We start from the raw sequence: 17,519 nt of genomic DNA, 5'->3' as shown, positions 1-17,519 counted from the left end.
TAATCTATGATAAAAAACTATTTGTATATTGTTATATTACTTTTCATAAGTCATAATACAATGGGTAAAGATCGATATCTATCTTTCTCAAAATTCTCTCGTAAAAGTACGAGAAAAGAACACCTCACTACCCCCATACGTAAAACGGAAGATCAACTAAATGCCATCACTACCGACTATCATTTCTCTGGAGCCAATGCTGTTGACAAGGAAGTAGAAGGGACGATTTATTCTTTACTACAGATAGAAGACTTTGGACAGACTGGACAAGTAGGAGCTCCCGCTCTTCCTATGCGCAATGATATGTACATACTTAAAAGAGATGAGTCTCCTTCAATAAGGATTACAGATACCCAATTTATTGAAGTGGAAGCATTTCTTATACACCCAGCATTAGAGCTTCCAACAGATACAGAAGGGGATTCCGAGCCACTATTTAAAAAAGATGAAAGCATATACAATAGAGACGCATATTATCCCAATAGACCTGCAAAAATAGTACAGAACCAGATCATGCGAGACACTAGAATCGTAAAGGTTCAAATATGTCCAGTACAATATAATCCTGTCTCTAATAAATTTAGATTATACTCTAAAATATCCTACCGTATTGACGGAATAGACCACACTATAGAAACCGATATAAACAAGACTGCAATTAAATTTCTAAAAGCCAATGCGGTAAATGGAGAAGATATTCATGCAAAAAGCACCATTCAATTAAAATCTGTAGATAGTCAAGATAAAGACTATCTCATTCTAACTCATAGTCTATTTAAGAATGCCGCAAAAAAATTAGCGAATTGGAAAGCAAGCTTAGGATATAAGGTAGAAATCATCTCCAAAGAACATTGGACAACAGCCAACATTCGTAGTGAAATATCTCATCGTTATCACTCAATGAAGGATAAACCTCTATATTTTGTTCTTATCGGAGACATAGAACAGATCCCTTCATTCCGTTTCAAAAAAGAGGACGGAGCATGGTACTTTAGCGACCTGCCCTATGCATGTATGGATGGAGAGGACGATTTTACACCAGATATGGCAAAAGGTCGTATCTCTGTGCAAAGTCAAGAACAAGCCAATATTGTCATTGATAAAATCATAAACTACGAAAAGAACCCTACAGAAAACAAGAGCTTCTACAACACTGGTCTTAACTGTGCTCAATTTCAAGATGATGAAAGAGATGGGTATGCTACAAGACGTTTCTGCCACACGAGTGAAGACATTCGGAACTATGTGATGCATCATGGTTATAAAGTAGAACGCATATACTATACGGATAAAAAGGTTGTACCTACCCATTTCAATAATGGCTACTTCTCTAATGGAGAAGCCCTCCCTTCAGAGTTGCTCAAGCACAACCAATTCAATTGGGACGGAGGAAAAGAGGATATCGTTAAATCGATAAATGATGGACGTTTCTATATTTTCCATAGAGATCATGGATATACAGATGGTACAGGTTGGGCACATCCTGAATTTTTATCTTCTCATGTCGAAGAACTGACCAATGGGAACAAACTACCTGTGGTCTTCTCCATCAACTGCCATACAGGGGAGTTCTCTTTTGATGAGTGCTTTGCAGAAAGTTTCCTTCGCAAGAAAAATGGAGGTGCAGTAGCAGTTATTGGTGCATCACACACCTCTTATTCAGGTCCAAATGATGGTCTCTCTATTGGAATGGTAGAGGCTATTTGGCCTGAACAGGGAATTGTGCCCTCTTTCGGAAAAGGGAAAGGTGCTACAGAAGGAGTTCGTACTAAAGGATTTACCATCGCCACCAACACTTTAGGGGATGTCTTAAACTTAGGACTACTACGAATGAACGAGACTTGGGCACCAAGTCCAATAAATCTTATAGAGACCTATCGCATGTTCCACCTCTTTGGAGATCCTGCCATGCATATGTGGACGGAAACACCAAAAAACATCATAGGGAAACTTCCGATGAAACTAAGAGTGGGACAAACCAAACTTCGTATTAGCAATATTTCTCAAGAAGGGGCATTGGTTACTATGGTCTGCCATGAACGAATCATTGCAAAAGAAACCATAAAATATGGAGAATGCACTCTAGGATTCAAACCTCTATCCAATAAGGAACCGATAGATATTACTATCAGTGCACCGAATTGTAGGCCTATCTATATGCATTATAAGATGGGAGGAGACAAGATTGCACCCAAAGCTGAAATAATCGTAAACAAAGAGCTTGCTACGGTAAATATGGCACACTCGATGAAGGCGGTGGTAGAAGGAAAGGTCGATCAATATGAGTGGGATTTCGGAACCAACAACATAACTTTTCTCTATAAATCATCTAAAAATTCGACTACACCATATGTCTGTTACAGAGCTCCTGGGACTTATACCATATCTCTAACAGTACGAAACAAATATGGAGAGACAACAGTGATTGCCCCAAAAAAGATTAAAATAGTACCCAAATGTAAGAAGAGTAGCACCTCAACAGTAGGGTCTCATGGACAAAGATACGGTATGGGAATAACCAACTTCTCCTTTGGCAATTTCTCTAGTACAACCCCCAATACAAACATAGACAAAGGATATAGAGACTTTACAGGAGAAGCACACTATATTCACGGAAAGCAAGGGAAAAACTATCCCGTATCGATTACAACAGGAGGAGTAAACCCGATACTATGCAGAGTATATATTGACAAGAACAACGATGGTATTTTCGATAAAAATGAATTGACATTTAGTAATAGTAAATTCACGAATACCTGTACTGGAGTGATATCCATCGACAATAGTTACGAAGAGCACCAAATGCTTCGTGTTCGAGTATTGACAGAACACTATAAAAACAAGATGGCAAATGCAACCAGCGAAATACAATATGGACAGGTTGAGGATTATGCACTCATTGTGGATGGAACCAACCAAGAGATACACACCCTTGAACCTAAAGAGATTGGATTTCATCATGCAACATTATCTGCCTCTCTAAATATACAAGGAAAACCAAAGATATCGGAGATGGGATTTCACCTTGGAACCAATTCAAATATCTCTAAATACGATACCAAACACACTGTTTCAAAGATTCTTGACCAGAAGATAGAACTCCCTATTCAATCTCTAAAAGAGGGAACCTTCTATTATTATCGTTCCTACATCATCTTAAATGGAGAGACATTATGGGGAGAAGAAAGGACGTTCAACACCTTTGGCAGCAAACCCGATGCCCACGTAACCAATTTCAGTGCGATCAACACCATGAGTAAGAAACAACCTCTCCAATGGGATGTTCCGCAGAACACTCAACGTATTCATGGATACTTAATTCAATATGGAAAAGCAAAAGACGAAGTCAACAACCCAATGGATGGAGTCATTGAAACTAAAAATACAATATACGTAAAGGGTGGAAAAAGTAATCATGTAGAGATCTCAGATCTAACCCCGAACACACAATATATATACAAGATCTTTCCTTATGCCAATAGCGAAACCGATATTTTATACAATACAACTCCGATTGTACCTCAAGTTCAAGCAAAAACATTGACAAAGGAAAACTATCTTCCGATGAAATCGAGAGTTCCTATATTTCCATTTATTCACTACTTAAGATTCTCAAATATAGAAAATAGTAGCACAAGAGAACTTGGAGGCAATCGCTTTACGGATCAAATAGTCGAAGTATCTACAGAAACGGAATACCTCCTTCACATTAAAGGAATCGGAATAACCGTAAAGAGAACTAGTGGTACTTTAGTTGCTTGGTTTGATTGGAATCAAGATGGGGTATTTGCAGATAACGAAATGATAAACATCGGTAGGTACGGAAAAGAATATGACATCATGAGTAAAATTATGATACCAGCCGATGCGAAAGAGGGAAAAACACAAATGCGTATTTGTTATGCTTTCGATTATGCCAAATTCAATTCTCATCAAGAGGTCGCATCGTGTAGCTACGAAGATTACCCTGTTCTTGTGAACAGAAACAATAATCTACAAGCAATATGGACGGGAGAGGTATCAAGCCTTTGGAACGACAAAGCCAATTGGAAAAACAATCTACTACCAAAAGAGAATGCCCACATCATAATACAAGATGGAAAACACAACCCTAAACTATCAGGAGTTGTCTCCTACTACAATATAGAGATCTCTAAAAAGGCACAACTATCTATTGAAGATGGAACCACTCTTATACTATCAGAAGGAATCACCAACAGAGGTACACTTAAGGTCGAAGCAGCTAAAGTTCGTATGCGACATTTTTTTATAGAGACTGAAGCTACTCTTACATTAAATGGAGGAACATTAGAGACAAATAAAGCAAGACGTAGTATCGCGATTCCATATCTTCATGCCAGTTTTAACCTTAAAAAAGGTGTGTTTATTGTACATGAGAACTTACTATTTGACTATAATGGCCCCAAAGGAACCATAGGGGAAGACTTTACTATTCAGGTCGGTGGAAACATCTCTTTCGAAAACTCAAACTGGAATGGAGCATTTAAAGGAATATTAAAGATTGTCCCTGGATCAAAAACACATGCGATTATCTCTCGAAAAAGTAGCAGTCTAAATATTGCCAAACTCATCATTAATGCACCAGGAGAGAAAGTCACTTTTGCAGCATTAGATGAGAAGAATCATAAAAATATTATTATAGAGCAGAAGTGCGATATGCTCGCAGGAGAGATCGCAACCAACACCCCATCAGGCTCGATTGTAGAGCATCTCACCTTAAACAATCTTACTATAAACAAAGAGGCATCACTAAACTTAAAAGGATCCTCTTTAAAACTATCAGGCTTGATTGATGGAGATGGAAAACTGATTAACATAGAGGGAAAGACCACCTTCTACACAATGGACTCACCACTAATACTAAAAACAGAGACAGAGTTTAAAACAGTAGAAGCAATGGGGGTAAGGCATATATATGCAGAAAAAGATCTAACCATTCATCATCATTTTACTGGACTACAAGAGTTCATCTTGCACGATATGAATCTAACCATACCGAATAGAGAAGAGAAGGCTCCTATCCCATTCAAAGTGGACAAGAATTGTCAAATCAATACGCCACTAGAACCCAATATGAGCGAATTATACATCCCTATCGACAAACATGGAGATTCATATGTCTCTCACTTCAAGAGATCGAATGATGCGACCACTCAAGGAGTCGTTCATCTAAAGACAGAGGCGGCAAATGAGTATTATCCCATAGGAACCATTTCTGCATTTGTAGACACAAAACTTATGAACGAAAAGATGCTTGTTTCTATTACACCCCCCGATGTAGGAAGTCCCAAACTAAAATGGGCAGTGAAGACTGACGTATGGAGATTTGCGAAAGAAGGAGAAGAGATGGCATTAACCAATAAACCAACCTCTTTTGCATATATGATACAAAAAGAAGCCCCAAAGGTTTCAGTAGACAATGCATCCAGTATGGAAGCAATGATAGTAGGATCTGATCCAACGATGGAATTCAAACTTAATGATCAACCATGGATCTCTTGTGTTACAAACCAAAAAGTAAATCTAAATGGACACAACAATTTATTGGTTCGCTACGCTGCAACTGCGAATACTGTCGGATCCATCACAACAACAAATCTAGACACTGACAATACTAAGAAGGATGAGATCGCATTGTCAAGCAACCATATAAAGGAGAATAACACAGACCATACCTTAATAGGTACGTTTGCTTCAATTGGCTCAGACTCTTTTGTCACGAACAATCAAAAATTTAAGGCATTACTAACAAAAGGAGCTTTAGACAATCATCTCTTTACGATAGTGGATAATAAATTATATGCAGAACAATCGATGAACTTTGAAGAACTAGCGATACACCCAATCGAAGTCTCTTTTGAACATTGCAACATAAAAAAGCGTCGCTATGAAATACAAGTGATTGACCAAAACGATCTTCCAAGATTAAAGAAGGTTGAAAATAACTTTGTAGACGAACATCAAAAAGGAGATATTATCCTTCATTTAGAAGATGAAGACAAAGCACATCAGACACTCCTTTCTTGTTCATTAAAGAGAGAAGAACCAATAAACGACTTTTTCACTCTAGAAGAGAGAGACGGACAGTATAGATTATCATTTAAAATTACTCCTGATTTCGAAGTGAAATCATCCTATACGCCAGTGATTGTAATAAAAGATCCTGCAAAGGGTACAGTGGAGACCCCTGTAAAGTTAAATATCCATGATGTGAACGAACTTCCAAACGAAATAATTTTCGAATCATATAAGTTACCAGACAATATGCCTATCGGTACGGTGTACCCGTTTAAACTTGTAGACCAAGATAGAGAAAAAGGGAAATATCATATCACAATGGAAAAAGTATCTGGTGTCAATCCAAATCTTTTCGAATTGAAAGAGAACACACTCATTACCAAGAAAAAGGTAGATTACCGCTTCTGGGAAAATGATTACCAATATGTCACTTTCAAAGTAGAAGAAGAAGGAGTAACAGGATCTGCCGAATTTAATGTTGTATTTCGAATCACCAACACAAACGAAGCACCCCTTTTTCTCAACACATCAAAAGTATGTCATGTACCAGAAAATAATAAACCCAAATTTGTAATAGAACAGATTCACACCGTTGATCCGGAAGGAGCCTCAGTCACACTAAAACTTGCACCAAACACACCCAAACAGTTTGGATTAGATAAAAACTTCTTGGTTACAACAGAATCTCTTAACTTCGAAGAACAACACAACTATGAAATAGAGGTTATTGCAACGGATGAAGATGGTTTAAATACAACGTATCCTGTTCATGTCATAATCGATGATAAAAATGACTTACCCATACCTATTATGAATGGAATTGCCAGCACAGTAGAAGCAGGTAAAACAATCTCTATCGACGCAAACCTGTCTAGTGACGAGGACCCATCCGATACATTGTCATATCAGTGGAGTATGGTAGGAATCGATGCGTCATTTGAAGATGCAAAGAGTCCCAATACGACAGTAACATTTTCACCAACGGATAAAAATAGGTTTGCCACATTGGTATTAAAAGTGGATGATGGAAAAGCTCCTATCAGCCTATACAAGAGTCTGTTCATCACCACCAATAACCCCAATGCAACAAGTGAGATATCCTTTGAGATGGATCAAGTATTCCCAAATCCATGTACCGATCATTTCAATTTATCATTAAATTCAGAATATCTAGAACCACTTTATGTTACGCTATTAGACAATACAGGAGGAACCATTTGGACCAAAATCATGAATGCACAAGAAAAACGTTTCCACATTCATGTCCCAAGCGGGATCTATTTTATCAAGATTCACAAAGAAGAAAGTACTTCTGTACAAAAACTTATTGTACAGTAATCTATCACTTTCAACCCATCTATATATTCAAAGGGAGTGTCATGACGACACTCCCTTTTTTGATATCTACAAATACACCTTTAGTAGTCATTCTTACAAGGGATTTAACCTCTATTCGTATCAATATATCATATTCAAAACGATGGATCAAGAGAAGGTGGTGTGGTTCCTCAAATATATGTTCATCATAAAAATTCAAAAATAGATCAACCTGTTCGCTCTTTAGTTGGGTTTAAAAAGATATTCTTACAACCTAGAGAGAGTAAAAATATCTCCATCACGATTCCTAAAGAAAAACTATATAATTGGAATACCAATCGTCATCAATGGGTTCTTGACAAAGGAAACTTTGTTTTTCAATTAGCTGAACATGCTGGAAAGGTGATAGCAAAAGAAAGTATATATATAGAATAACAAGTTGTTTTTTTAAGACCTCTAATTACAAATATAAAGGGCAGTCTTTAGTAGGGCTGCCCTTTATTATGGTTCATCCACATTTTGCGTATATATCTTGATGCATTGCTTTTATTTTTAACATAAAAAAATCTAAGTCACGATAGCCATATGCTTGTCTTTTTAAGGTTTTAATCTTGTTATTTATTCCTTCTAAAGGCCCCGTGGAGATATTGCACTTATACCAATTTAGAATTCCTGTTTTGTGTTTGGTCAATAGTTCTACCATTTTCTTAAGCTGAGGGATTTCAGTCTCATTTGCCTCTTCTATCCATTGTTTAAGTAATTTTGAAGCGTCTCTAATATTATCTTGATTCCATAATTCTCTCAATTCTTCTTTCAAATAATATGCGTAAAACAAGGTGGTATTCGTTTCTAATACTTTTTCAAGTCTTGAGTCTTCCCCTTTCTGAAGGTTGAGATTCTCTGGGTTCTTTAACAATAGCCAACGACTTCCTTTTAAACTTTTCTTGATAACCTTATCCTTCTCTTTGTTGTAAAGATCTCTTCTAATTTTACTTATAGTCTCATTTAGTTTCTTTATTATATGGAAATGGTCAAATACCATAGTAGCTTTAGGTGCATTGGTCTTTACTGAAAGGATATAGGCAGCTGACATATCAATAGCAACAGATTCTATTTGGACTTTATTGATCTTTATTCGTTTCCAAAATGGAACCAATGATTCGGAACCTTTACCTTTTCCTACATGCAAAACGACTCCTTTATCTAAGTCATATACACAAGTCATGTATACATGTCCCTTCCTCACTGCGAATTCATCGATAGCAATATGTTTCACCCCCTTTAGCCCAGGAGAATGATATTTTGATTTTAAGTGAGACTTAATGATATCTTTTACAATATTCCAGTTAAGATCTAAAAGTCGACTGATTGATTGAATCGTCATATGAGAAGAGAGAAGTAAAACCATCTTCTCTAAAGATCGAATATAGGACTTCTGCTCTTTTGCAAACCTTAAATGTTCCTGACGTACGATCTTGCATTTCTTGCAATAAAGGCGTTGAACATCTATGATAATAACGCACTTCTTTTTGCCTATCATTGGCCCCTTGAAACTACGTTCAACAACTCCACAACAAATAACATGCATTCTTTTACAGCGACTACAACGTAGTTTGTCTTTTTTTGTTTTAACTTTAAGTTGGATGGTATCTCCAACATAGGATGTGGATAATAATTGCTGGTCTTGTAATCCTAAACAATGATATATACTACTGGTATTCATAGTCTATAGCGTTTTATATAAGAAATAACTATAGAATATGTTTACCAGTCTTTTTGTTCATATACGCAATTCATGGAAGAACCTTTATTATATCGATATATAAAAAAGAATTGCCAACATCGTATTATAAAACAACATATCTCTCCAATATCAACTTCTATCTATTTTCTCTTATATCTACACTCATCGTAAAGATTCAGTAAATCACTACTGATAATAGAAGTTTCTACACCAAATGAATCATCACCTGCTTTTTATCAATAACGAAATCTACCCAGACATTTAACATTATCAACCTCCACCATCGATCTTTTAATTTTGATAGATTAAGTAAAAAAAACTCAGAAAACAACATACTAGATATAAAAGCGCAATTCTTCTGATGCTACAAAGAAAAAGTGAGGAACAATTATCTATCAGCGCCGTACTTCCCTTACCCTTCAATGACAGTTCCTTTACCCTTTGGTTACTGCTAGAGTAACCAAAGGGTAACCAAAGGGTAAAGGAAGGGTAACCAAAGTACGGTGTAAATAGAGAAAAGAGACAGTATAATAAGTAAAAAATCTCATCAATACTCCATAAGTGTACCATATCAAATAAACATAAAATTAATATAGTGTTTATTTGAGTTCGTGAAACTAAAAAACATCATATAAAATAGCCTGATACTATAAGACACAATGAACCCAATTCTTATTATAAAACATTATAACAACAACCAATGTAATATACATTTACTAACATAATAAACCAGTAGCAATCTACAATCTAGAAATAAAAACAAGAAAACTTCCTTAGACGACATATTACACTTTACTATTTAATACAATACCCTAAAAACATAATGAAAGTCATTTGTTGTTAAATATTACGAAATATCAGACATGTTTATGATGTATTTTTACAGTTAATTACAAAAAATCATTAGTTTATTAATACTTTTTAAGTAACTTAGTTAAAAGTCTCTAACAACAAGAGACTCTAAATTTATTAATCAATCATATCATCTATGAAAAAAGTTTACCTTTTAGCCACACTTATACTTTGTATGAGTATGGTTGGGTTTGGAAAGGATCGCTACATTCCTTTCAGCAAAAAAGCCCGAAAAAGTACACGTAAAGAACAAAAGATTGTTCCCAAAAGAGACCTTACAGATCAAAATGGAAGAGAAGTAACCTTTTATCAATTCCCTGGAGCCCTTGCCACGGATAAGATTGTAGAAGGAGAGACTTACTCTTATCTTCATATTGACGGATTTGGTCAAACAGGGAAAGTGGGTGCACCAGCCCTACCTATGAGAAACGACATGTATGTGATGGATAAGAATCAAATGCCAACCGTAGAGTTGGTCGATTCCGAGTTTATCGAAATAGATGGTTTCTTAATTCACCCAGCATTAGAACTTGCAACCGATACCCAAGGTGATGCAGAACCAGAATTTGTAAGGGATGAAAATGTCTATGGAAAAGATGCTTTCTATCCTAATCATCAAGTGAAGTTGGTTGAGAACCAAATCATGAGAGATACTCGTATCGCAAAAGTTCAGGTATGTCCAGTGCAATACAATCCTGTTACGAACAAGCTACGTGTATACTCAAAGATTGTATATCGTGTGAATGGAGCAGACCACAAAGTGGTTACAGATATGAATCCCAATGCAGTACAGTTTTTAAGAAACAGTGCAGTGAATGGTGAAGATATCGTAAAAAGCAATGGCCTTATTCGCAAATCTGCAGGAGTAGAAGCCAAAGATTATCTGATCATCACCCACAGCATGTTCAAAGAGGCAGCTCAGAAGTTGGCAAATTGGAAAGCTAGCATGGGGTATAAGGTAGAAGTGATTTCAAGAAATAATTGGACTACAACAACAGCAAGAGCAGAAATTGCTCATCGTTATCGTACCATGAATCCAAAACCTAAATATTTTGTTTTGATTGGCGATATCGAGCAGATACCATCCTTCCCATTTAAGAAGAGTGATGGAGATCCATATTATGGAGACCTTCCTTATGCATGTATGGATGGTGCCAATGACTACACTCCGGATATGGCTAGAGGTCGTATCTCTGTAAGCACTATTGAAGAGGCAAATGTGGTGATTGATAAGATCATCAATTATGAAAAGAACCCTGTTGAAGATGCAAAATTCTATGAAAGAGGAGTAAACTGTGCACAATTTCAGTGTGATGCTAAAGATGGATTTGCAACCCGTAGATTCTGTCATACAAGTGAGGATATTCGAAACTATGTGATGAAACAGGGGTACAAAGTAGACCGTATCTACTATACGGATTCAGATATAACTCCAACTAACTTCAACAATGGAACTTACTCAAACGGAGAACCAATTCCTGCAGAGCTTCTTCGCAAGAATGGTTTCAACTGGAATGGTGGAAAGAAAGAGATAATGGAAGCCATCAATGACGGACGTTTCTATCTTTTCCATAGAGATCATGGATATTCTGGAGGTATAGGATGGGCACACCCTAAGTTTATGTCTAATGATATAAATACCACCAACTTACATAATGGAGCTAAGTTACCTGTTGTATTCTCTATCAACTGTCACACAGGAGAGTTCTCGTATCCAGCATGTTTTGCAGAGAAATTTCTTCGTCTTGAGAATGGTGGAGCCGTAGCGGTAATTGGAGCATCACACTCCTCATATTCGGGACCAAACGATGGTCTATCTATTGGAATGATAGAGGCAATGTGGCCAGAACCAGGAATTATCCCATCTTTTGGAAGTGGAAGTCATGCAGTGAAACCTAATCCAAAAGGATTCAAAAAAGCAACAACAACACTTGGGGATGTATTAAACCTTGGTCTGCTAAGAATGACCGAAACATACAATCCTAGTGGATCTCTACTAATCGACACCTATCGTATGTTCCACCTGTTTGGAGATCCTGCAATGCGTATGTGGACTGCATCTCCAACTAAAATCACAGGAGAACTTCCTAAGCAGTTAACTGTAGGTCAAACATCTATTGATCTAGAAAACATCTCTGAAGAAGGTGCCATTGTTACTTTGGTTCACAAAGGAGAGATTATTGCGGAGACAAAGATTCAATATGGCAAGTGTCATCTTGAATTTGATGCATTAAAAGACAAGGAAGCAATAGATCTTACTGTTAGTGCTATTAATTGCAGACCATTGTATAGACACTATATAATGAATGCAGACCAAGTGGCACCTAAGGGACAGATCTTTGTAAATACAAATTCTCTTGCTGTTGGCGCAATGTTTACGCCATTTGTAGCAACAGAAGGAGTGGTAGAGTCGTTCGAATGGAACTTTGGAACTGATAAAATAGAATATCTAGAAGATACTGATAAAACTTCAGAGAAACCGGTATTGAACTTTACAGAAAAAGGAGTTTATAACATCTTTGTTACTCTGAAGAGAAAGAACTTGGAGACAAAGGTTGTTTTTGAGAAAACAATCACGGTAGTGGAGGCCATGACTGCAATTCCTGTTGGAACTATTACACCAGACCCGAACAACTATGGTATGGGAATCTACAGTTTTGCATTTGGTAGTTTCTGTAATAAATCATCAAGTGTGAATCGAGAACCAGGTTATATGGATTTCACAGCCACATGGGAAACAATTATTGCTCATCAGGGTGAAAAGTATGCTGTCTCAGTAGAGAGTGGTGATACCAATCCTGTACAAGCAATAATCTATATAGATAAAAATGGGGATGGAACCATGGCTGCAGATGAAATAGTAGCAACAAAACCTAATTTTACAGGCACCTTCACTACAGAGGTAGCCGTAGATGATAGCTTCACGAAAGGCAAGTTAATTCGTATTCGTGTTATGACAGAATACTCGAAGAACAAAATTAGTGGCCCTGATTCTGATATCTTTTACGGACAAGTCGAGGATTATGCTTTAATAGTGAAAGACAGAAAACAAAAAATCACGACTTTAGAAGCTGAAGGTGTTGGTTTTAAGGAAGCCAAACTATCGGCAGAGATGATTCTTAACAATGATCCTGAGATCACAGAGAAAGGCTTCTATGTTGGAATGGATCAAGGCGTCTTCACCTATGACAAAAAGTATGTTGTGAAGGATGGAGAGGACAACAAGTTTTCTGTTTCAATTACTGACCTAAAAGAGGGTACTCAATACTTCTTTAAATCCTTTATGGTAATAGATGGAGAGATCATCTGGGGTAACGAACACACATTTGCTACTTTCGGAGCTGCACCTAATAAACATGTGACAGACTTTAGGGCACAAATGACCATGAGTAAACAACAACCTCTTTGGTGGGAAGTGGCCAAGAGCACAACTCCAGTAAGTGGATATCTTATCAAAGTAGGATATACAGCTGATGAAATCAAAGATCCAGTAGATGGTGTGATCGAGAAATCAGGTGCTTTATATGTTGAAGATGGTGCTAAAACATTTTCTATCATTGGTGGACTAACACCAGACACAGAGCATTTCTATAAGATCTATCCATACTCTAACAAAGGAAAAGATATACAATATTACACAGAAGGAACTGTTCCAATGACCTCTGCTAAAACATTAAAGTGGGGTGAGTATCTTCCTATCAACTTCAAATATTCATTCATGCCAATGATCTCATCCATGAAGTTTGCAAATGTTCTGAACAATGAGAGAAGAACAGGTGGAATGAATGATTTCAAAACTAAAACGATAGAAGTATGTCCTGGCAGAAGTTATGATCTTACTATCAAAGGTTCTGGTTTCATGCAGTATTCGAGTATAGCAAAAGTATGGATCGATTGGGATCAAGACGGATACTTTTCTACAACGGAAGGCATCAGGCTATTTAAAGGATCTGGATCTTACAGTGCTTCCAAAATAATCACAATTCCAGCAGATGCACCAGAAGGCAAGACATATATCCGTGTAGCCTGTGCGTCAACGGGTAAAGACTACAATTCATTTTCAAATGAACTCGTAGGATCTTACGAAGATTATACTTTAGACATCAATAAGAGCTACGATCCATTGGCAACATGGACAGGAGCAACCTCAATAGATTGGAAAGATAAGAGCAACTGGAAAGATGAGAAGCTTCCTGTTGAAAATGCACAAATTGTTGTAGATAAGGGGACTTTCTATCCTGTTATCAATGATGCTGTAGATGTTTCATCTATAACGATCAAACCTGAAGCAGAATTAACAGTAGCTAAAAATGGTGAATTAACAGTGGATGGTGAAATTATAAACCACAACAAATTTACTGTTGATGGAGGAGCTATTACTGCTTATCGTATGTCCACTGAACAGGATGCAACCTTCACGATGAATGATGGTAGCGTTCATGTTCAACATATCAGCCAAAGTAGCGAGGAAGAAGCACTGAAAGGAACCTATACATTGAACAAAGGATTATTGACCGTCCATGAAGGATTCTTATGTAAAGCAGAAGGATTCAAAGCCTCAGCAGGCGCTGAATTCACTCTAGCTGTTGGTGGTAATATTGCATGGAATGATTACAGCTGGGATGGAGGTTTTAAAGGTACGTTAAAAGTGATTGATGGATATTCTTCTCACTATTTGACTACTTTTGCAACCAAAATCAATACTTTGACTGTTGCGAAATTGACTATTGACGCTCCAGGACAAAAAGTATATCTGATCCATAGTGCAGACAAGATTCAGAAGACGATCAATGTTTTAGAGAAATGTGATATGATCGCTGGTAAAATCTTGACTAAAAAAGGAGAAGAGGTTGTTAATGCGATGAATCTTACAAACCTTACTATCGGTAAATTGGCTACATTAGATTTTGATGTAACCTCTTTGGCACTAACAGGTCACATCGATGGAGATGGAATCTTAAGTCATCCAAAAGCATCTGTTCAGTTCCAATTAATGGCTAAAGATGCAATATTGGATGTGGAATCTGATCTAGGTGGTGTAGAAGGTGTTGGTCCGAAAAAACTGATCATAAATAAACCAATGAAAGCATATGACCTACGCAGGTTGAAAAATATTGAAGTAAACAATACCAATATTACGATTCCTGTTCTTATAGGGGACATGCACTCTCCAGCACCAACATTATCAATCACTGGTGATTGTGGTATCAACATGATGCTTAAATCAAGTACTAAAACAGCAGATCTTAATGTATCTAGAGGAGCTGTTCATTTTAAGTCTCATCTTAAAATCACTGCTGATAACAAAGAAAAAGGAGCTGTTCACTATGTATTCCATAAACCGGATGTCGACTATTCTCAAGGAGTTATCGATGTTTCCATTGATGAGAATATCGCAAACAAAAATGTTGTTCATACAATTAAAACAGAAGGTATAGACAATGATAAGTTATTATGGAGCGAGAAAAACAGTGTATGGAAGATAGCTGAAGCAGATTGCAAAAAGACATTAACTACAGAGGTTACATCTTTTGCACTTCTAACTCAAAGAGAAGCTCCTTCTGTAAGTGTGGATAATGTTTCAGGTATACCTGCTCACATTGTGGGTGCAACGGAAGAGATGGAGTTCAAATTGAACGATGAGAAGTGGATTGCTTGTGCTTCGAACCAAGAGGTTTATCTAAACGGTAAAAATACACTTCTTGTTCGTTATACAGCAACAGATAAACTGTTGGGATCTCCTGCGACAGACAATTTAGATACTAGCGATGCTATTGTGGATGAGATGACTCTTTCAAACTGTGAAATTGAAGAGAATAAAGAAGCTCACACTTTAGTTGGCGAATTTAAGGCACTTGGAAACGATGACTTTGTGAAATCTACTAGTTCTGTAATAGCTTCGCTTATCGAAGGGATTGCAAACAATGATCAATTCGTTATCGAAGGCAATAAGCTGTATGCTAAATCAACATTAAACTATGAGACTGCTGACAGATTGGTAGTGAAAGTTGCTTTTGATAGTGATAAGATGGATGACCATGAATACATTATCAATGTGAAAGATGTAGATGACGCACCAGTTTTCAAAGAAGTTACTGGAAATAATCTAGATGAGAATCACTTCAATGAGATCGAGATCATCGTTAGCGACGAAGATTGTGTTCACGGAGATGTCCTTACATGTAGTTTTAAACCAGAAGTGGCTGATAACGACTTCTTCAATATTGAGACTATAGACAATAAGTTCTTCATCTCTTTCAAAGAGGCTCCGAACTTTGAAGAGAAGGCGACATTCAATCCGATAGTGATCTTTAAAGATGTACAAGATGTACAGATAGAAGTTCCTGTAGAGATTACAGTAAATGACGTCAAAGAGCTTCCTAAGGAGATTACTTTCGACAACTATAAGATCGATGACAATATCAAGGTAGGAACAAAACTTCCATTTAGCATTGTAGATGATGATGAAACCAATGGTAAGTATACTGTCACTATTGAAAATATCGATGGAATTAACGACAAACTATTTACAATAAGTGAGAACAACTTAGTAGTAGATTCACCAGTAGGTTTCTACTATGAAGCCAATCCAAATGTTGTCGTAACTCTTAAAGTAGTAGAAGAAGGAGTCACTGATTCTGAGACATTCGATATCATATTCACCATCGAAGATAAGAACGAAGCTCCTAGATTCTTGACGGATGTTACTGAGCAACATGTGAAAGAGAACTTAAAGGGACAATTTGTAATTCAAGATATTGCAGCGATTGACCCAGAGAGAGATGATTTCACACTGGCTCTAGCCAAAGATTCGCCTTCTGAATTTGCAATGGAAGGAACTTATTTAGTTGCAAACAAATCATTGAACTTTGAGAAGACTGCCTCTTACGATGTGGATATAGTAGCTACTGATGCAAAAGGTTTGAGTAATACAAAAACATTTAATGTACTTGTAGATGATCAAAACGATATACCAATGGCCATCATGCAAGATATTGCTCAAGAAGTGAAAGGCGGGTCTGTAATTACGTTGGATGCAACCGAATCTTCGGATGAAGATACAAAAGATGTATTGACTTACGCATGGAAAGTGGTTGGTGTGAAAGCGGATATTAAAGATGCTGACAAAGTAAAAGCTGAAGTGACACTTCCTGTAGTTACAGAAGACACCAAAGCAACTGTGGTACTTACCGTGAAAGATGGCAAAGAAGAGGTGACTGTTTACCATCACTTAATCGTGAAAGCAGATGGTACTGGAGTGGATGAAAATATCTCTATCAAAGTAGATAAAGTATATCCTAATCCTTGTACAGACCATTTCATTGTAACATTAGGTTCAGATTCAAATGAGGCTGCTCATATTACACTGATCAATAATATGGGATCCATCGTTTGGAGTAAATCTATGAATGCACAACAAAAACGTTTTGAAGTAAATGTAGCTTCTGGAATTTACTATGTGAAGATTCAGAGAGCTTCTACAACTTCGGTACAGAAACTGATTGTGAAGTAATCGTAATATTATATTACTGTGTTATCAAGGGCTTCCCGAAAGGGAGGCCCTTTT

The 17,519-nt window shown here is 36.9% G+C and carries 4 protein-coding genes; 3 read left to right on the top strand and 1 reads right to left on the bottom strand.

Annotated elements, in window-relative coordinates:
• Positions 1-60: 60 nt before the first annotated feature.
• Both K4L44_05115 and K4L44_05110 read left to right on the top strand, forming a co-directional pair.
• On the top strand, positions 61-7,377 hold the full coding sequence (locus K4L44_05115) for a T9SS type A sorting domain-containing protein (GenBank protein QZE15217.1): 7,317 nt from the start codon (positions 61-63) through the stop codon (positions 7,375-7,377).
• Between the two features lie 162 nt (positions 7,378-7,539).
• Entirely contained in the window at positions 7,540-7,791 is a 252-nt protein-coding gene (locus K4L44_05110) for a fibronectin type III-like domain-contianing protein (protein QZE15216.1), read from the top strand.
• 73 nt (positions 7,792-7,864) lie between these two features.
• Here K4L44_05110 and K4L44_05105 read toward each other — a convergent pair whose 3' ends face one another.
• The gene (locus K4L44_05105; GenBank protein QZE15215.1) at positions 7,865-9,079 is read right to left on the bottom strand and encodes an ISL3 family transposase; all 1,215 of its coding nucleotides are present in this window, start codon (positions 9,077-9,079) and stop codon (positions 7,865-7,867) included.
• A gap of 1,009 nt (positions 9,080-10,088) precedes the next feature.
• Here K4L44_05105 and K4L44_05100 point away from each other — a divergent pair.
• Positions 10,089-17,465 (top strand): T9SS type A sorting domain-containing protein, encoded by a 7,377-nt coding sequence (locus tag K4L44_05100; protein QZE15214.1) that lies wholly within the window; start codon positions 10,089-10,091, stop codon positions 17,463-17,465.
• The last annotated feature ends 54 nt before the right edge of the window (positions 17,466-17,519 follow it).

The organism is Prolixibacteraceae bacterium, assembly GCA_019720755.1.
Taxonomy (GTDB): domain Bacteria; phylum Bacteroidota; class Bacteroidia; order Bacteroidales; family Prolixibacteraceae; genus Halosquirtibacter; species Halosquirtibacter laminarini.
Note: the sequence above shows the minus strand (reverse complement) of the source record. Positions and strands in the feature narration are given on the sequence as shown.

Bases quoted from the DNA above. Each gene is read 5' to 3' on its own strand.
- K4L44_05115 (QZE15217.1), top strand. From the start codon at position 61: ATGGGTAAAGATCGATATCTATCTTTCTCAAAATTCTCTCGTAAAAGT.
- K4L44_05105 (QZE15215.1), bottom strand. From the start codon at position 9,079: ATGAATACCAGTAGTATATATCATTGTTTAGGATTACAAGACCAGCAA.
- K4L44_05100 (QZE15214.1), top strand. From the start codon at position 10,089: ATGAAAAAAGTTTACCTTTTAGCCACACTTATACTTTGTATGAGTATG.